The 16,532-nt window shown below is 66.4% G+C and carries 18 protein-coding genes and 2 rRNA genes; 15 read left to right on the top strand and 5 right to left on the bottom strand.

Features of this window, described 5'->3' with window-relative positions; genetic code table 11:
• Together BLS52_RS16350 and rrf are read left to right on the top strand one after the other, a co-directional pair.
• A 23S ribosomal RNA gene (locus BLS52_RS16350) occupies positions 1-336 on the top strand; the annotation flags it as partial.
• Between the two features lie 225 nt (positions 337-561).
• Positions 562-678: ribosomal RNA gene (gene rrf / locus BLS52_RS16345) — 5S ribosomal RNA — on the top strand.
• Positions 679-835: 157 nt separating this feature from the next.
• Here the strand turns inward: rrf and BLS52_RS16340 are convergent.
• A complete protein-coding gene (locus BLS52_RS16340) occupies positions 836-1,627 on the bottom strand; it encodes a hypothetical protein (protein ID WP_139186301.1) in 792 nt (263 codons plus the stop codon).
• Here BLS52_RS16340 and BLS52_RS16335 point away from each other — a divergent pair.
• From BLS52_RS16335 to BLS52_RS16285, 11 genes are all read left to right on the top strand, one after another.
• Positions 1,580-2,320: a tetratricopeptide repeat protein gene (locus tag BLS52_RS16335; protein ID WP_090588124.1), complete on the top strand. Its 741-nt coding sequence runs from the start codon at positions 1,580-1,582 to the stop codon at positions 2,318-2,320. The two genes, BLS52_RS16340 and BLS52_RS16335, sit on opposite strands and share 48 nt — an antisense overlap.
• A complete protein-coding gene (locus tag BLS52_RS16330) occupies positions 2,307-3,329 on the top strand; it encodes an HAD-IIA family hydrolase (RefSeq protein ID WP_175460209.1) in 1,023 nt (340 codons plus the stop codon). Before BLS52_RS16335 ends, BLS52_RS16330 begins: the two co-directional genes overlap by 14 nt.
• Positions 3,330-3,338: 9 nt before the next feature.
• Complete coding sequence (locus BLS52_RS16325) at positions 3,339-3,557, top strand: hypothetical protein (protein ID WP_026545839.1); 219 nt, start codon at positions 3,339-3,341, stop codon at positions 3,555-3,557.
• A 2-nt stretch (positions 3,558-3,559) separates the two neighbouring features.
• A complete protein-coding gene (locus BLS52_RS16320; protein ID WP_090588123.1) occupies positions 3,560-4,390 on the top strand; it encodes a TlyA family RNA methyltransferase in 831 nt (276 codons plus the stop codon).
• A gap of 30 nt (positions 4,391-4,420) precedes the next feature.
• A complete protein-coding gene (locus BLS52_RS16315) occupies positions 4,421-5,347 on the top strand; it encodes an NAD kinase (RefSeq protein WP_090588121.1) in 927 nt (308 codons plus the stop codon).
• Positions 5,344-7,068, top strand: a complete 1,725-nt coding sequence (gene recN / locus BLS52_RS16310) for a DNA repair protein RecN (protein WP_090588120.1) — start codon at positions 5,344-5,346, stop codon at positions 7,066-7,068. The genes BLS52_RS16315 and recN overlap by 4 nt, the downstream gene beginning before the upstream one ends.
• Positions 7,065-8,768 (top strand): CTP synthase, encoded by a 1,704-nt coding sequence (locus BLS52_RS16305; protein ID WP_026545836.1) that lies wholly within the window; start codon positions 7,065-7,067, stop codon positions 8,766-8,768. The genes recN and BLS52_RS16305 overlap by 4 nt, the downstream gene beginning before the upstream one ends.
• A gap of 2 nt (positions 8,769-8,770) precedes the next feature.
• On the top strand, positions 8,771-9,451 hold the full coding sequence (locus BLS52_RS16300) for an NUDIX domain-containing protein (protein WP_090588119.1): 681 nt from the start codon (positions 8,771-8,773) through the stop codon (positions 9,449-9,451).
• Position 9,452: 1 nt separating this feature from the next.
• The gene (gene xerD, locus BLS52_RS16295; protein ID WP_051470816.1) at positions 9,453-10,436 is read left to right on the top strand and encodes a site-specific tyrosine recombinase XerD; all 984 of its coding nucleotides are present in this window, start codon (positions 9,453-9,455) and stop codon (positions 10,434-10,436) included.
• Positions 10,437-10,523: 87 nt separating this feature from the next.
• On the top strand, positions 10,524-11,030 hold the full coding sequence (locus BLS52_RS16290) for an RNA polymerase sigma factor (RefSeq protein ID WP_026545833.1): 507 nt from the start codon (positions 10,524-10,526) through the stop codon (positions 11,028-11,030).
• 1 nt (position 11,031) lies between these two features.
• Positions 11,032-11,874 carry a hypothetical protein gene (locus tag BLS52_RS16285; protein WP_090588117.1) on the top strand — a complete coding sequence of 281 codons (843 nt, stop codon included), beginning with the start codon at positions 11,032-11,034 and terminating at the stop codon, positions 11,872-11,874.
• Between the two features lie 49 nt (positions 11,875-11,923).
• Here the strand turns inward: BLS52_RS16285 and BLS52_RS16280 are convergent, their stop codons facing one another.
• On the bottom strand, positions 11,924-12,490 hold the full coding sequence (locus tag BLS52_RS16280) for a hypothetical protein (RefSeq protein WP_090588116.1): 567 nt from the start codon (positions 12,488-12,490) through the stop codon (positions 11,924-11,926).
• Between the two features lie 75 nt (positions 12,491-12,565).
• Between BLS52_RS16280 and BLS52_RS16275 the strand changes: the two genes are divergently transcribed.
• Together BLS52_RS16275 and BLS52_RS16270 are read left to right on the top strand one after the other, a co-directional pair.
• On the top strand, positions 12,566-13,303 hold the full coding sequence (locus tag BLS52_RS16275) for an ion transporter (protein ID WP_217636784.1): 738 nt from the start codon (positions 12,566-12,568) through the stop codon (positions 13,301-13,303).
• Positions 13,304-13,314: 11 nt separating this feature from the next.
• Positions 13,315-13,791 (top strand): 8-oxo-dGTP diphosphatase, encoded by a 477-nt coding sequence (locus BLS52_RS16270; RefSeq protein WP_090588129.1) that lies wholly within the window; start codon positions 13,315-13,317, stop codon positions 13,789-13,791.
• Here the strand turns inward: BLS52_RS16270 and BLS52_RS16265 are convergent.
• The 3 genes from BLS52_RS16265 to BLS52_RS16255 all read right to left on the bottom strand — a co-directional run bounded on the left by BLS52_RS16265 (position 13,788) and on the right by BLS52_RS16255 (position 16,527).
• Positions 13,788-14,507: an alpha/beta fold hydrolase gene (locus tag BLS52_RS16265; protein ID WP_090588114.1), complete on the bottom strand. Its 720-nt coding sequence runs from the start codon at positions 14,505-14,507 to the stop codon at positions 13,788-13,790. The two genes, BLS52_RS16270 and BLS52_RS16265, sit on opposite strands and share 4 nt — an antisense overlap.
• A gap of 75 nt (positions 14,508-14,582) precedes the next feature.
• The gene (locus tag BLS52_RS16260; protein ID WP_090588112.1) at positions 14,583-15,722 is read right to left on the bottom strand and encodes a bifunctional 2-methylcitrate synthase/citrate synthase; all 1,140 of its coding nucleotides are present in this window, start codon (positions 15,720-15,722) and stop codon (positions 14,583-14,585) included.
• Positions 15,723-15,825: 103 nt separating this feature from the next.
• A complete protein-coding gene (locus BLS52_RS16255; protein WP_090588127.1) occupies positions 15,826-16,527 on the bottom strand; it encodes a response regulator in 702 nt (233 codons plus the stop codon).
• Between the last annotated feature and the right edge of the window lie 5 nt (positions 16,528-16,532).

The following is a 16,532-nucleotide window of genomic DNA, read 5'->3' as shown; positions in this document are numbered from 1 at the left end:
ACGCGAGCTGGGTTTAGAACGTCGTGAGACAGTTCGGTCCCTATCCGCTGCGCGCGTAGGAAATTTGAGAAGGGCTGTCCTTAGTACGAGAGGACCGGGACGGACGAACCTCTGGTGTGTCAGTTGTACTGCCAAGTGCACCGCTGATTAGCTACGTTCGGATGGGATAACCGCTGAAAGCATCTAAGCGGGAAGCCTGCTTCAAGATGAGATTTCCATACACCATTTGGTGTGAGAGGCCCCCAGCCAGACCACTGGGTTGATAGGCCGGATGTGGAAGCGAGGACTAACGACTCGTGAAGCTGACCGGTACTAATACGCCGATAACTTGACACACAAACACACTAATTTATTGCTACGCGTCCACTATGCGGTTCCCAACCAACAACCCCGCCACGGCCACCACCGGCGGCCCCGGGGGACAGGCGACACAACGGGTGAACACCATTCCCCGGTGCCGCCGAAAAACACAACATCATAGAGAAGTTGTAACCAAAGACTTCCCACCCCCACACGTACACCATTACGGTGCACGAACCACAGGGGGACGGGTAACAGGGTTACGGCGGTCATAGCGTGGGGGAAACGCCCGGTCCCATTCCGAACCCGGAAGCTAAGACCCACAGCGCCGATGGTACTGCACCCGAGAGAGTGTGGGAGAGTAGGACACCGCCGGACAACACTTAAAAACGCTGAGGCTCCGACACCACCGTCGGAGCCTCAGCCATTTAACCCACCACACCGGCCGTTTGCCTTCTCTACAATGGGAGGGTCGCGCACCGCCCACGGAATGTCGACACAGATACACAGCGAGAGCGTCCGACGCAGCGTCAGGTCAGCTCATGACGAGAGGAATTGTGCTGCCATGGCTGATCGGGAACCAGACCGCAAGCGCGGAAAAGACCGTCACGACGAGATCCGCCGCGGTGAGGACCGTCGCGCCCCGCGCCAGGGGGAACCGGGACAGCGTCGTGATGGCGGGGCCGCCGGCAACGCTGGGGGCGGTTCTCAGCGCCGCACGCAGGGATCCGGTGACCGGCCACGCTACCAGGAGCGCTCCGACCGCGGGACTGACCGCAATCCTCGTGAGGGTGGTCAGCGTCGTGAGGGTGGTTTTTCTCGTGAGGGTGGTCAGCGTCGTGAGGGTGGTTTTTCTCGTGAGGGTGGTCAGCGTCGTGAGGGTGGTCAGCGTCCGGCGGGCGGCGACAGCCGGTCCCGGGACGCCGGGAGCCCTTCCGGACGCGATGGATTCTCCCGTGGTGATGACCGCAGGCAGGGCCGGAGCTTCGGCGATGACCGCCGCCCGAACCGGTCCTACGGTGAGGGGCCTCGCGGAGGGAATAAGCGCGAAGACGACCGCGGTCGTCCCGAACGGTCGCCCAGGCAGAACGGTCCGGAAGACGCGCCGTTTGCCCGGCCCCACAACGCCCGCGACCTCAGGAGCGCCAACCGGCCCGACCGCGAACGGTCGCCGGAGATCGACGAGGATGTCACCGGCAGCGAGCTGGACAAGGTCACGCGCGCCCAAGTCCGCAACCTCGAGGAGCGCAGTGCACTCTGGGTAGCCAAGCACCTCGTCATGGCCGGGCGGCTCATCGATGATGAACCGGAACTCGCCTTTCAACATGCACTGGCGGCAAGCCGTCGCGGCGGTCGCTTGGCGGTTGTCCGGGAAGCAGTCGGCCTGACCGCTTACGCCGCGGGACACTACGGAGAAGCACTCCGGGAATTCCGCACGTACAGGCGGATCAGCGGCTCCAATGTCCACCTGCCGGTGATGGCCGATTGCGAGCGGGGCCTTGGCCGGCCCGACCGCGCACTGGACCTCGCACGGTCCGAGGACGCTTCCTCGCTCGACGCGGCGGGCAAGGTCGAGCTGGCGATGGTCGTGGCCGGCGCCCGCGCCGACCTGGGACAGTTCGACGCCGCAGTTGCCGCCCTCGAGATCCCGCAGCTGACCAAAAACCGTGCATTCAGCTACAGCCCGCGCCTCTTCCGGGCGTACGCCGACGCCCTTGCTGCCGTCGGGCGCAGCGATGAGGCAGCTTCCTGGCGCCGCCAGGCGGATGTCGCCGAGAACGCACTCGGCGTGGGGTCTTTCGCGGATCCCGACATCATTGATCTTGTCGGCGATGAGGACGAGGTCGAGCTGGACCGCTCCGCTGCACGGGGCACCGTCGAGAGTGTCGCGTCGCCTTCGGAAAATGCGGCCGATGCCGAGATGGCGACAGAGAGTTCGCAGCACGCGGGCGCTGAACCCGGGGCCGGGGAAACCGCTGACACCGGGGCGGACGTCGAGGAGCGGCATGACAGTGAGTGAGACAGTCCATACTGCACTGGCCCGGCGCTATGGCGCAGTGCTCGCAGACCTCGACGGCGTTGTGTACGCCGGTCCCTCAGCCATTCCCGGTGCCGCTGAGGCCCTCGACAAGCTCGAGGGGATCGGTGTGGCTCTTGCCTACATCACCAACAACGCGTCCCGATCATCCGCGGAAGTGGCCGCCCATCTTCGCGAACTGGGAGCACCGGCCACAGCGGAACAGGTTTTCGGGTCCGCCCTCGCGGGCGCGGAGCTGCTGGCTACGCAGGTGCGGCAGGGAGCAACTGTACTTGTGACGGGCAGCGCCGTCCTCGCACAGCACGTGGCGGAGCAGGGGCTGGTGCCCGTCACCACCGCTGACCCTGTGCCGGATGCGGTAATACAGGGCTTTGACCCTTCCCTCGGATGGAAAGACCTTGCCGAGGCCTCGTACGCCGTCGCCGGCGGCGCAGTATGGGTTGCTACAAATACGGACATGTCCATCCCGCAGGCCCGTGGGATAGCACCGGGCAACGGAACACTCGTAGCCGCGGTCCAGGCCGCCACGGGACAGACCCCGCTGGTGGCTGGAAAGCCCGAGGCACAGTTGTTCATCACCGCGGCCAATCACCTCGGCGTTGCTGAGGCACTGGTCGTGGGGGACCGGCTGGACACCGACATCCTCGGCGGGAACCGGGCCGGAATGGCTACGGCCCTGGTGCTCACGGGAGTGGACAGCGCCGCAAACGCGCTGGCGGCAATCACAGAGCAGCGCCCCACGTACCTGTTCGCGGACCTCGGCCAGCTGCATCAGCCATACCCGGAGGTCATCAAGCGGGACAGTGTGTTCCAGTGCGGTGAGTCGTCCGCGAAGGTGGAGGACGGCGTCGTAATAATGGGCGGGGAGCGGGAGGACCTGAACACGTGGCGAGCGGCCTGCGCAGCCTGGTGGGAGGCCTGTCCGCAGCAGGACACCGCAACACTGCCGCGGCTGAAGTTCGCGAATGAACATGAGAACGCGCCCAGGTGAGGAGCAACTATGGGATCGGCTGAGGGGTTTCCCTCCGAACAGGGCTCCCTGCTGGATGACGAGCCGCCGGAGTTTCCTGCGGTATCGCCGACGGGCGATCCCTCGGTTGATGACGTGCTGCTGACGGCGCTGGCATCCATGCCGGAACGGAGCGAGGAAGCGCAGCACGCCGCCTACGAGCGGCTTCATGATGAACTGCTCACCGAGCTCAATACGGAACACAGCTGACGGTGGCACGGCTCGATCAGGCGCTGGTGGCACGTGGGCTGGCCCGCTCCCGGTCCCATGCTGCGCAACTGATCGCGGCCGGTCGCGTGCTACGGGGCGGCACCGTACTCACCAAGGCCTCCGTCACCGTTGGCGACGGCGACGCATTGGTTGTCGCGGAAGGCGAGCGGCCGGACTACCTTAGCCGTGCCGGGCACAAGCTCGACGGCGCGCTGGAAGCCTTCACCGGCGTTCAGGTCGCTGGCAGGCGGTGTCTGGACGCCGGCGCGTCCACAGGCGGGTTCACCGATGTGCTCCTGCGCCGGGGTGCCGCCGAGGTGGCTGCCGTCGACGTCGGGCATGGGCAGCTCGTCGATGAACTTCGGAAAGATCCCCGGGTGCAGGTCCACGAAGGCCTCAACGTCCGGTTCCTGGAACCCGCATTGATCGGCGGACAGGTTGACCTCACGGTCGCCGACCTCTCCTTCATTTCGCTGACCCTCGTGGTGGAACCGCTGGCACGCGCCACCCGCAGCGGGGGAGACCTCGTGCTCATGGTCAAGCCCCAGTTCGAAGTCGGCCGGAGCGCGCTCAGCCGCACCGGTGTGGTGACCGACGAGGAGCAGCGGCGAAGCGCCGTCGCAGGCGTGGTCCGTTCCGCCCTCGAGGCGGGCCTCGACGTTGAAGGCGTCGCGCGCAGTCCACTCCCTGGCCAGAACGGAAATATCGAGTTCTTCCTGTGGATGAAGGTGCCGGCCCGCGGGTTGATGCCTAGGATCGATAGGGACGCAGTGCGCCTGGCGCAGCACGTCATGCACGCGGGCACCGCGTTCGCCACCGGCGGCAATGCGTGAGGCCGTCCACACCTGATACAACGGAGCGTGATGACTAGACGCATACTGGTACTCGCCCACACCGGCCGCCATGACGCCATGGCCGCTGCCCAGGAGGCCTGTACCCTGCTCCATGCAGCCGGACTGACTCCCGTCATGCGCGCCGAGGAGCTGCAGGACATCCAGGCCGAATACGGCACGCTGACCGCGCCCACGGACACGCTCGGAGCCGAAGTGGGCCTCGAGGACATTGAGCTCGGCATGGTTCTCGGCGGAGACGGCACCATTCTCCGCGCAGCTGAACTGGTCCGTGGTACGGACGTTCCCCTGCTCGGCGTCAATCTGGGCCATGTCGGTTTCCTGGCAGAGAGTGAGCGCGCAGACCTCGCTGAAGCCGTCCGCTGGGTCGTGGACAGGGACTACACCGTCGAGGAGCGGATGGCCATCGACGTGCAGGTCTGGCGGGGTGACCAGCTGGCCGCGCAGACCTGGGCCCTCAACGAGGCAGCAATCGAGAAAGCCAACCGGGAGCGCATGATCGAAGTGGTCCTCGAAGTCGACGGCCGGCCGGTCAGCTCCTTCGGCTGCGACGGCGTGGTGCTGGCCACGCCCACCGGCTCCACCGCGTATGCATTCTCCTCCGGCGGTCCGGTGGTCTGGCCGGAGGTCGAGGCGCTGCTGGTAGCGCCGATCAGCGCGCATGCGCTTTTCGCAAAGCCCCTGGTCGTTGCCCCCACGTCGCTGCTCGCCGTGGAACTCCTCACCCGCACCGACGCGTCCGGCGTGCTCTGGTGCGACGGCCGCCGGACCGTGGACCTGCCGCCCGGCGCGCGGGTCGAGGCCACCCGTTCGGACATCCCGGTTCGCCTCGCGCGCACCCACCAGACGCCCTTCTCCGAACGGCTGGTCCGCAAGTTCGCATTGCCCACACAGGGCTGGCGCGGGCCGGTCACCCACGATGGCGAGCACCCCCAGTGATCGAGGAGATCCGCATCCGCGATCTCGGGGTCATCGCCGATGCCACGCTGGCACTCGGTCCGGGTTTCAGCGTGGTGACCGGCGAGACCGGGGCAGGCAAGACCATGGTGCTCTCCGCCCTGGGGCTGCTGATGGGCGCACGGTCGGACGCCGGCGCAGTCCGTCTCGGCGCAAAGAACGCCTCCGCTGAAGCCGTGCTCCGGGTGGACCCGGATGGTCCAGCGGCCCAGCGCGCCGTGGAGGCCGGCGGCGAGCTGGAAACAGATGACGACGGCGGAGCCGCGGGGCTCATCCTTGCCCGCACCGTGAACAGCGACGGACGCAGCCGCGCCTATGTGGGCGGGAGGTCGGCCCCGGCGGGCGTCCTCGCCGAGGTGGGGGAGAAGCTGGTGGTGGTCCACGGACAGTCGGACCAGTTGCGGCTGCGCAGTGCGGCCGCACAGCGCGAAGCCCTGGACAAGTTCGGCGGCGCGGAGCTCCGGGACGCCCTCGCCTCCTACCGGACCACCTACCGGCGGTGGCGGCAGGTGGCGGCGGACCTCGAGGCGCTGCGGAGCGCGGAGCGCGACCGCCTGCGGGAGGCCGAGTCGCTTCAGGCAGCGCTTGAGGAGATTGATACCGTCGACCCGCAACCGGATGAGGACGAAACGCTCAAGGCCGAGGCGATGAAGCTGGGCAACGTGGAGGAGCTCCGCACTGCGGCCGCCGCGGCGCATCAGGCGCTCGTATCGGGTGAGTTCCCGGAAACGGGTGATGCCACCACACTGGTCGATGCTGCGAAGCGCCAGCTTGAAGCGGTCGGTGCGCACGACGCGGAACTGGCGTCGCTCGCCGAACGGCTCGCGGAAGTCGGCTACATCCTGGCGGACATCTCAACCGAGCTGGCCGGCTACGCGGCATCAGTCGATTCGGAGGGACCCGAGCGGCTGGCCGAGGTTGAGGCACGCCGGGCGGACCTCAATGTCCTGATCCGCAAGTACGCTCCATCCATCAATGAGGTGATCGAGTGGTCTGCGACCGGCCGTGCGCGGCTCGAGGAGATCAGCGGGGACTCTGACCGGATCGAAAGTCTTCAGGAGGAGACCGTCGCGCTCGAGACGCAACTCGGTGCCGAGGCGCAGGTCCTCAGCGGGCTGCGGGTGGCGGCCGCCGAAGTGCTGTCCGCACGCGTCAGCGCGGAACTTGCAGCTCTCGCCATGCCGGATGCGAAACTCGTCATCGACGTGGTGTCCGGCGGCGCGCCCGGTCCGCTCGGATCGGACGAGGTGTCCTTTTCCCTTCAACCACACGCCGGGTCCGCTCCGCGGCCGCTCGGCAAGGGCGCCTCGGGCGGTGAACTGTCGAGGGTGATGCTGGCAATAGAGGTGGTTCTCGCCGCCGTCGACCCCGTCCCGACCTTTGTCTTCGACGAGGTTGATGCCGGCGTCGGAGGCAAGGCCGCCGTCGAAATCGGGCGTCGCCTCGCCATGCTTGCCCAGCACGTCCAGGTTGTGGTGGTGACACACCTTCCGCAGGTTGCGGCGTTCGCCTCACACCATATCCGGGTGACCAAGAGCAGGGCAGCCGACGGCGGCTTCACCGCCAGTGACGTCGAAGTCCTGCCGGAGTCCGAGCGCGTGCGGGAGCTCGCCCGCATGCTGGCGGGCCAGGAAGAATCCGCCAGTGCTCAGGCACACGCGGAAGAACTGCTCCTGGATGCAGCGCGGACTGCCGCCAGGTGATAGGGTCGAACTCCGTGGTGCAGCAAACAATCTCCCGGTTCCAAAAGTCCGCCAAGACTACCAAACACATCTTCGTCACCGGTGGTGTGGCGTCTTCCCTCGGCAAGGGACTGACGGCTTCGAGCCTCGGCCACCTGCTGCGGGCGCGTGGGCTGTCCGTCACCATGCAGAAGCTGGATCCGTATCTCAACGTTGATCCCGGCACCATGAACCCGTTCCAGCACGGCGAGGTCTTCGTGACTGACGACGGCGCGGAGACGGACCTCGACATCGGCCACTATGAGCGGTTCCTCGACGAGAGCCTCGATGGGTCAGCGAACGTGACCACCGGCCAGGTGTATTCCACCGTCATCGCCAAGGAACGCCGCGGCGAATACCTCGGTGACACAGTGCAGGTCATTCCGCATATCACCGACGAGATCAAACGCCGCATGCGGCTGCCCGCCGAGCCCACCGGTTCCCGCAAGGCCCCGGACGTCATCATCACCGAGATCGGCGGGACGGTCGGCGACATCGAGTCCCAGCCCTTCCTTGAGTCCGCGCGCCAGGTGCGCCAGGACATCGGCCGGAACAACGTGTTCTTCCTTCACGTGTCTCTGGTGCCCTATATCGGCCCGTCACAGGAACTGAAGACCAAGCCCACCCAGCACTCGGTGGCGATGCTGCGCTCAATCGGTATCCAGCCTGACGCCATTGTCATCCGCTCGGACCGCGAAGTACCGGACGCGATGCGCGAGAAGATCGGACGGATGTGCGACGTCGACGTCGACGCCGTGATCAACGCCGCTGACGCCCCGAGCATCTACGACATCCCCAAGACGCTGCACGCGCAGGGCCTCGACGCCTACATCGTTCAGGCGCTGGACCTGAAGTTCAAGGACGTCAACTGGACCAAGTGGAACAAGCTTCTCGACGCCGTCCACCACCCCAAGCACCATGTCGAGATCGCGCTGGTCGGCAAATATATCGATCTGCCGGACGCCTACCTCTCGGTGACGGAGGCACTGCGCGCCGGAGGCTTCGCGAACAAGGCCAAGGTCCAGATCCGGTGGGTTCCCTCGGACGATTGCGCCACTCCGGAGGGGGCAGCGAAGGCCCTTGACGGCGCCGATGCCATCTGCGTGCCCGGCGGCTTCGGCATCCGGGGGCTTGAGGGCAAACTGGGAGCGCTGCGCTACGCCCGCGAGAACGGCGTACCCACGCTCGGCCTGTGCCTCGGACTGCAGTGCATGGTGATCGAATTCGCCCGTAACGTTGTGGGCCTGAAGGGCGCGTCCTCCACCGAGTTCGACCCCGACACGGAGTTCCCGGTGATCGCCACCATGGCCGAGCAGCTGGAGATCGTCGCCGGCGAGGGCGACATGGGCGGCACCATGCGCCTCGGCCTGTGGGACGCATCGCTGAAGGACGGATCCGTGATCGCCAAAACATATGGACGGACGGACGTCAGCGAGCGTCACCGCCACCGCTATGAGGTGAACAACGAGTACCGGGAGAAGCTTGAGGCCGCCGGACTCGTGGTATCGGGAACCACCACCGATGGAAAGCTGGTGGAGTTCGTTGAACTGCCCGCGCAGACCCACCCGTACTACGTCTCCACCCAGGCCCACCCGGAACTGAGCTCGCGGCCCACCCGCCCGCACCCGCTCTTCGCCGGGCTGGTCAAGGCCGCGCTCACCCGCCGGGGCGTCAAGGCCTGACAATGGGAGCATCGCAGGACGCGCCGGTTTCCGACCGGCAGAGCCCCCGCCGGCTGCTGGAGTCCGCCACGGTCTTCACAGGAAAGATCTGGGACGTGGTCCGCGAGACTTTCCGCCTGGACGAGCATGGCGAGCCGATCACGCGCGAGTACATCCGGCATCCGGGCGCCGTGGCGATCCTTGCCATGGACGAACAGGAGCGGGTCCTCCTGCTTCGTCAGTACCGCCACCCGGTACGGATGGACCTGTGGGAGATTCCGGCGGGCCTGCTCGACGTCGACGGCGAGGACTTCGCGGCCGGCGCCGCCCGGGAGCTCGCCGAGGAAGCCGACGTCACCGCGAGCACCTGGCACGTCCTGTCCGACCTGTTCCTCTCACCCGGGTCATCGAGCGAAGCCCTGCGCATCTACCTCGCCCAGGGCATCGCCGACGTGCCGCACGACCAGCGGCACACCCGCACCCATGAAGAGGCGGAAATCGAGCTCGCCTGGGTTCCCTTGCAGGATGCCGTGGAAGCGGTGCTCGAAGGCAGGATCCACAGCCCGTCCGCTGCCGCTGCGGTGCTTGCTGCGTCCGCCGCAAAGCTGTCCGGATACCGGTCCCTCCGTCCCGCCGATGCGCCCTGGCCGGAGCACCACAGCCAGCATGGAACGTGGCCCCTGGGCCCTGTCCTGCAGGACTGACATGGCGCAGGGCGGGCAGACGGCCGTGCAGGATGAGCTTCAGGCGACCGGTCCCGGCCGGCTCATCAGTGAGTACCTCCAGCACATGCTCGTGGAGCGCGGGCTGTCCGCCAACACCCTCTCCGCCTACCGGCGGGACCTTCTGCGCTATCACCGGTTCCTTGCCGCGCGGGGCATCGGGTCCATGGAAGCCGTCACCCGCCAGGTGGTGTCGGCGTTCGCGCAGGGACTCTCCACCGGTGAAGACGGCCTGGCGCCGCTGAGCCCACGCTCTGCGGCGCGCACCGTGGTTGCCGTCCGCGGACTCCACCGCTTCCTGGCACTCGAAGGCACGACGACGGCCGACCCCGCGGAAGATGTGCACCCGCCCACTGCCGGTCAGCGGCTCCCGAAAGCGATCTCCGTGGACGACGTGACCCGGATCCTTGAGGCTGTTGACACTTCGACACCCGGCGGCCTCCGCGACCGGGCGCTGCTCGAGTTCCTGTATTCCACCGGTGCGCGCATCAGCGAGGCCGTGGGACTGGACGTCGATGATGTGTCGGTCGACGCCGCACTGGAGGGTCCCGCCGTCGTCCGCCTGTTCGGCAAGGGATCCAGGGAACGGCTGGTTCCGCTCGGCTCCTACGCGGCGCGGGCCATCGAGGCCTACCTGGTGCGTGCCCGCCCCGCGCTGGCTGCGAACGCGTCCGGAAAGAACAGTGCGCCGGCACTCTTCCTCAATCTCCGCGGCGGGCGGCTGAGCAGGCAGAGCGCGTGGAGCATCCTCAAGGCAGCCGCCGAGCGTGCCGGGGTGGCCGCGGAGGTATCGCCCCATACCCTGCGGCACTCCTTCGCCACCCACCTGCTCCAGGGCGGCGCTGACGTCCGGGTGGTGCAGGAACTGCTGGGTCACGCGTCGGTCACCACAACGCAGGTGTACACGCTGGTCACTGCAGACACGCTGCGGGAAATCTATGCGGCAGCGCACCCCCGCGCCCTTTAACGCCCTTTAATTAGGAGATTCTGTAACCCCGCCGGGCATACCGGAAACAAGAGGGGTATGGACAGGACACTCACACCAGGGGGGACAGTGTTGCAGCGATACGATGACGTGTTCGCGGCGCTACACAGGGAACATCGCGAACGCGTGTTTTCCTTCATTCATCGCAGGGTCAGCAGCCGGGAAGCGGCCGAGGAGCTCACCAACGATGTCTTCCGGATCGCATGGCAGAGGAACCCCGACCCGGCCGAGGTCACCCCGGCCTGGCTGCTCACCGTCGCGCGCAACGTCATCGGTAACGAATACCGTCGCAGGGAACGGGCCGAGCACCTCATGCAGCGTGTCCGGGACTCGGTTGTCATAGCCGCCCGGGCCGGTCATGGTGCGCAGCAGCAGACGGTAGCCGACTCGTTGCTGCGGCTCCGGGAGAAGGAGCGGGAGATCCTGCTCCTCGCCTACTGGGACGACCTTACGGCCACCGAGATCGGCGAGATGCTCGGCTGTAGTGCCTCCGCCGCCAAAGTCCGCCTTCACCGTGCCCGCGCCGCGTTTGCACAGATGATGCCTGCCGCCCTGATGGCAGAGGAAGGTGCCTGAAATGGACCGCATAGAGAACCTGATCCGGGGGCTCGACCCCGTGCGTGCCGAACGCGAAGCGTCGGATTCCCCCACCGAAATCATTGCTTTCCCGGTTGATACCGGCCACAAAGATATTGGACCCGCCATGAACACCGAACCGATGGACAACCCACACAGCGCCGGGGCGGACCCGCAGTCCGACGACGGAAATGACGCGTTCAGCGACGACAGCCCGGTGCTGGTGCCCCTGCGGCGACGCCGCCGAATCGCCGTTGTTCTGGCCGGAGCGGCTGCCGCAGCGGTGGTGGCCGGAGCCGTCGTCGTGGGCGGGTCTCTCGGAGCCGACGCACCCCTGCCGGCCGCAACGACGGATCCCTTGGCGACGGCCGAGGCTTCCCAGGACGCAACAACAGCACCCTCCCCGTCACCGGAACCTACTGCGGAGCCGAGCGTCGAGCCGACCGGCGTGCCCACCGGGCCCCCGGCTGATGAAGGGTGCCGGGTGCAGGACGTCGACCGGGTCATGGAACAGGGGAGCGACTTCATGAGCCTCACACCCTTCGCCGCCGATCCGGACCACTATGCCGTGGTCGGGTGCACGGAGGACTGGATGGCCATGGAGGTGACGGACGCCGGTTTCGAAGCCAACCCGCAGGACGGCGGGAACACCTGGTACTACATCGCACGCCGGGTGGACGGGCAATGGCTCGTCGAATCGGCCGGTTACAGTGCGATCACCCGGTGGGAGTTCCTGCCCGTCACGGAGGGCCGTACTCCGCAGGAGATGATGGACCAGCAGTTCATCGACGCCGGTATTCCGGTCGAGCTGCGTTCCGCGCTGGTAGGGGACGGGCCGGAGTGATCCGCTCGAGGTGCCCCTGTACTCTCCGGTGCAGGGGTATCTCCGCGCCTCAGGGGTTCTCGCGATACGGGTACCGGTGGTCACTTGCATACGAACGGAAGACGTCCTGGGTGGATTCGCCATCGTGCCTGAACTCGGTGCGCAGGAACACCGCAAGGGAGTCCAGTGCCTCATGCAGCAGCGCACCGGCCGTCTGCAGCGTCGGCTTGGCGGAGCGCCCGGCCTGATTGGCGAGGTCGACGGCGTAGGAGAGCGAGGCAGGCAGGGACAGCTGTTCGTCTGCTTCCCAGAAATAGTAGGACTCCGACGTCTGGGTAAGGTCCACCCGAATCTGGACCAGATCGGAGACCAGCGTTTCGAGGGTGCTGGTCACCGATGCCGGGTCGAGCTGGTCAAGCTTCCCGGCATAGTCGGCATTCTGCAGGAGGGACAGGCGGATCGCCAGCGCACGGCGCCGGCCAAGCGCCGGGTAGATCTGCATGAACCAGGAGACCGCAGCGGTCAACAGCGCAAAACCGGTCAGGGATTCAAAAGGGGTCAGGAACCGGATCAGCGGGTCGGTGGCGATTCCGAGCAGTATGACGAGGGCGCCGAGAACGGACAGCAGCCACAACACAATGATCTCCGAACTGTTCGATGGGCGTCGGCCAGTCTCACCAGTTCACCACGTAGGCGTGGAAACATGTGAGAGGTGAAGGATCCCCAAGTCAAGCCGAGCACGAAGCACCCCCCTGCGGAAGCCGAGGGGCTGAGCGCCGCCGAAGCCCTGGCAAGCCGCCTCGACCGGCCCATGGGAGTGCTTGGGCTGGTTTTCCTGTTTGTGGTCCTCGGCCAGCTTTTGGCTACCGACCCGCCGCTCGTCCTGGCCCTGAGTATCCTAGGCTGGGTTTTCTGGGCGGTGTTTGTCGCGGAATTCCTCCTGCGGGCCTATATCGCACAGTTCAGTCGAGCCTTCTGGAAGAAGAATTGGTGGCAGGTCATCTTCCTGCTGGTGCCGTTCCTGCGCTTCCTTCGGGCCCTGCAGGCGGTCCGCCTCCTGCGGTTGACCCGTGTTGCCCGGGTTGGCGGAATCCTGTCCGCAGGCATCCGCGGCTCACGCTCCGCGGGAAGGCTGCTCTCCAGCAGGATCGGCTGGATGGCGGCAGTAACCGCCGTCGTCATCCTCGCAACCAGCCAGCTCCTTTATGCGACAGACACCCACTCCGAGTACGGAGAAGCACTGTTCGAGACGGCAATGGCCACCATTACCGGCAGCGGCATCACGCCGCAGACCGGGTTTGCGCGCGTTGTCCAGGTTGTGCTGGCTGTCTATTCGATCGGGGTCTTCGCCACGCTGGCGGGCTCGCTGGGCGCCTTCTTCCTGCGGGCAGATGATCGTCGGGGATCAGAGCCCGGGCGCCAGGCTGTGTTGCCGCCGATCGATGGCTAGACTTGACCGGCATGACACCACGCCGCGTTGCTCTCTGTTTCCTGTTCCGGGAAACGGATACCGGACGTCAGGTGCTGCTCGGCATGAAACGCTCCGGCTTCGGCACCGGGCGCATCGTTGCCCTTGGCGGCGGCATTGAATCCGGGGAAACCGCAGGGCAAGCCGCAGCACGGGAAGTCCTGGAAGAATCCGGGGTGGTGGTCGACGTGGCGGACCTTAGGGAACTGGGACCCGTGCGCTGGCGCTTTCCGGTCAGCCCGATGCTGGACATGGACGCCGTCGTCTTCATCACCGAACGGTTCACAGGCGAGCCGGAGGCTACGGACGAAATCGACCCCTGCTGGTATCCGGTGGACGGCGTGCCCTGGGAGGGCATGTGGGATGACGCGAAGCACTGGATCGGTCATGTGCTCGGAAGCAAGCCGCTTGACCTGACCGTCACGCTCAACAGCGACAACGAGACCGTGCGCACCGCCGATTTCGCCTAGGTCGAGGCGGCAGGCCGCGCACCGCTCACTGCCGCCAGGATCACAGCGCCGAGCTCCTCCGGGCGGGTGAACTGCGGCCAGTGCCCGGTGGGCAGGTCGACATACTCGACGTCCTTCATCCGGCCCAGTTCCGCCACATACGGGTGCCCCTGGGCAACCCACTCCTGCAGCTGGGCGGAAGGGAACTCGCACGCAATCACCGTGGCCGGCACGTCGTAACGGCGCTCATCCGACAGCCGCTGAGGGTCGCAGGCCACGCCGCGCGGCTGGGGGACTGCACGCCTGCGGAACTCCGACCGGAGGTTTTCGTCAAGATCCACGAGGTCCTCGTCATCGAAGGCCTCCCACGGCGGCAACGGAATTTCATCACCGTCTGCAGGCAGCTCATCATTGATCACACCGCCTTCGCCGAGCGGCCCGCTGTCCACGTACACCGCCCGGGCAACACGGTCAGGTCGGGCATCTGCCGTGCCGTGAATAATTGCTCCGCCGCCGGAGTGCCCAACGAGCACCACCGGATCGCTCATCGTATCCATGACCGAGACGACGGCGTCGATATGGGTTTGCAGGCCGATGCCGGTCCGCAGCGCGTCATGGGCTTCCAGGCCGGGCAGGGTGAACGGGTGGACCCGGTGCCCCGCAGCCGAGAGCGGCGGGGTCACCTCGGACCAGGATGACGCGTCCAACCAGAAACCGGGAACCAGAATGATGTCCATGCCGGAACCCTACCCGTCCCGCAGAAGTACGTGAACCGACCGGACCCCGATTCAGGACGGATTGCGTCCGCAGGGTCAGGGCAGGTGGCGTTCCTCCGGGCCGTTGTAGGCGGCCAGGGGGCGGATCAGGGAATTGGCCGCGCGCTGTTCCATGATGTGCGCTGTCCATCCCGTGATCCTCGCGGCAATGAAGAGCGGCGTGAACATCGCGGTGTCGAACCCCATGAGGTGGTACGTGGGGCCGGCCGGATAGTCGAGGTTCGGCTTGATGTTCTTGGCCTCCTGCATGGCAGTCTCAAGACCTTCATACAACCCGAGGATTTCGGCGCGCCCGTAGTGCTTGACCATGGCATCGAGTGCCGCTTTCATGGTGGGCACCCGGGAGTCGCCGTTCTTGTAGACCCGATGGCCGAACCCCATGACCTTCTTCTTCTGTGCGAGCGCATCCTCCATCCATGTCCTGGCACGTGCCGCCGCGTCCTCGGCAGGCTCATCCTTCCGGATGCCGATCTCCTCGAAGGTGTGCATCACGGCTTCATTGGCTCCGCCATGGAGCGCCCCCTTCAGCGCGCCGATCGCTCCAGTGACCGCCGAGTGCAGGTCGGCGAGCGTCGACGTGATGACCCGGGCCGTGAAGGTTGACGCGTTGAAGGAGTGCTCGGCGTACAGGATCATCGATGTGTTGAACGCATCAACCACCTCCGGGGCGGCCTCCTCGCCGAACGTCATCCACAGGAAGTTGGCGGAGTAGCCCAGATCCTCCCGCGGCGCGATCGGCTCCTGGCCGCGGCGCCGCCGCTGGTCGTACGCCACGGCTGCCGGGAAGGCAGCGAACAGCTCGACTGCCTTTTCCAGCTCCGACCCGGGCGAGGAGTCTTCCGCTTTCGGGTGATTCGCCCCGATGACCGATACCGCTGTGCGCGCAACATCCATCGGATGGCAGCTGAGCGGCAGCAGGTCGATGGCGGCCTTCACGTTCTCGGCCAGCGCCCGGGAAGCCCGTTCCCGGTCGCGGAAGCCCTGCGCCTCCGATTCCGAGGGGAGCTCGCCGTACCACAGTAGCCAGGCGACATCCTCGAAGTCCACTGCGGCCGCCAGTTCCTGAACCGGGTAACCCCGGTAGAGCAGCGAGTTGGTCTCCGGATTGACCTTCGATACTGCTGTCGTGTCCGCGGTGACGCCGGCGAGGCCCTTGAAGATCTGGGGTTCTGTCATGCCTTTGACTCCTTTGTCCCATCAGCCGTGATCGACTCCAGCGTACGCGCGCCGACCCCATCACACCACGCGTTGGTGACAGTCCTTACGAAAGCTGGGAACCTCACCGGTTCCAGGTGTACTCCAGCTCCGGCCGGCCGCGCGTTCCGTAGCGCGGCATGCGCCGGGCCGAGCCGCTGTCAGCAAGATGTTCAAGATACCGCCTCGCGGTGACCCGCGAGAGCTCAAGTGCGGATGCCGCCTCCACGGCAGACACCGGCTCGGATGCTGACGACAGAAAGGACACGACGGCGCGGAGCGTCTCCTCGGACAGCCCCTTTGGGAGACTTCCCTGCGACGCCGGACGCAGCGCCGCGAGCGCATTGTCCACTTCTGACTGGGTGGTGGAGGAGGCCTGAGCCTGCAGGTTTTCACGGAACTGCCGGTAGTTGCCGAGTTTTTCGCTGAACGCCGAGTAGGTGAAGGGCTTGATCAGATACTGCACAATGCCGGACGAAATGGCTGAGCGCACGACTCCGAGTTCCCGCACAGCCGTGATGGCGATGATGTCCACGGAACTGCCCGAGCCCCGGATCCTCCGAATGATGTCCAGGCCGTGAAGATCGGGAAGGTTCATATCCAGCAGCACCAGATCGACCACCCCGCCCGCCGGCTCCCGCTGTCCGCGCAGTATTGCGAGCGCATCGGAGCCGGTGGCTGCGGAGCCGGCCAGTTCGAAGCCGTCCAGCCGCTGCACGTACAGCGCGTGCGCCTCAGCGGCAATCGGATCGTCCTCGACGACCAGGACGCGGATGGGGCGGGTCATGGAGG

Origin of the sequence: Arthrobacter subterraneus (genome assembly GCF_900099735.1) — a bacterium.
Taxonomy (GTDB): Bacteria; Actinomycetota; Actinomycetes; order Actinomycetales; family Micrococcaceae; genus Arthrobacter_D; species Arthrobacter_D subterraneus.
This window is presented reverse-complemented; position numbering and strand designations above follow the sequence as displayed.

Bases quoted from the DNA above. Each gene is read 5' to 3' on its own strand.
- BLS52_RS16335 (WP_090588124.1), top strand. From the start codon at position 1,580: ATGGCCGGGCGGCTCATCGATGATGAACCGGAACTCGCCTTTCAACAT.
- BLS52_RS16260 (WP_090588112.1), bottom strand. From the start codon at position 15,722: ATGACAGAACCCCAGATCTTCAAGGGCCTCGCCGGCGTCACCGCGGAC.
- BLS52_RS16255 (WP_090588127.1), bottom strand. From the start codon at position 16,527: ATGACCCGCCCCATCCGCGTCCTGGTCGTCGAGGACGATCCGATTGCC.
- BLS52_RS16265 (WP_090588114.1), bottom strand. From the start codon at position 14,507: ATGGACATCATTCTGGTTCCCGGTTTCTGGTTGGACGCGTCATCCTGG.
- BLS52_RS16285 (WP_090588117.1), top strand. From the start codon at position 11,032: ATGGACCGCATAGAGAACCTGATCCGGGGGCTCGACCCCGTGCGTGCC.
- xerD (WP_051470816.1), top strand. From the start codon at position 9,453: ATGGCGCAGGGCGGGCAGACGGCCGTGCAGGATGAGCTTCAGGCGACC.
- BLS52_RS16330 (WP_175460209.1), top strand. From the start codon at position 2,307: ATGACAGTGAGTGAGACAGTCCATACTGCACTGGCCCGGCGCTATGGC.
- BLS52_RS16270 (WP_090588129.1), top strand. From the start codon at position 13,315: ATGACACCACGCCGCGTTGCTCTCTGTTTCCTGTTCCGGGAAACGGAT.
- BLS52_RS16325 (WP_026545839.1), top strand. From the start codon at position 3,339: ATGGGATCGGCTGAGGGGTTTCCCTCCGAACAGGGCTCCCTGCTGGAT.
- BLS52_RS16300 (WP_090588119.1), top strand. From the start codon at position 8,771: ATGGGAGCATCGCAGGACGCGCCGGTTTCCGACCGGCAGAGCCCCCGC.
- BLS52_RS16340 (WP_139186301.1), bottom strand. From the start codon at position 1,627: ATGTTGAAAGGCGAGTTCCGGTTCATCATCGATGAGCCGCCCGGCCAT.
- BLS52_RS16315 (WP_090588121.1), top strand. From the start codon at position 4,421: ATGACTAGACGCATACTGGTACTCGCCCACACCGGCCGCCATGACGCC.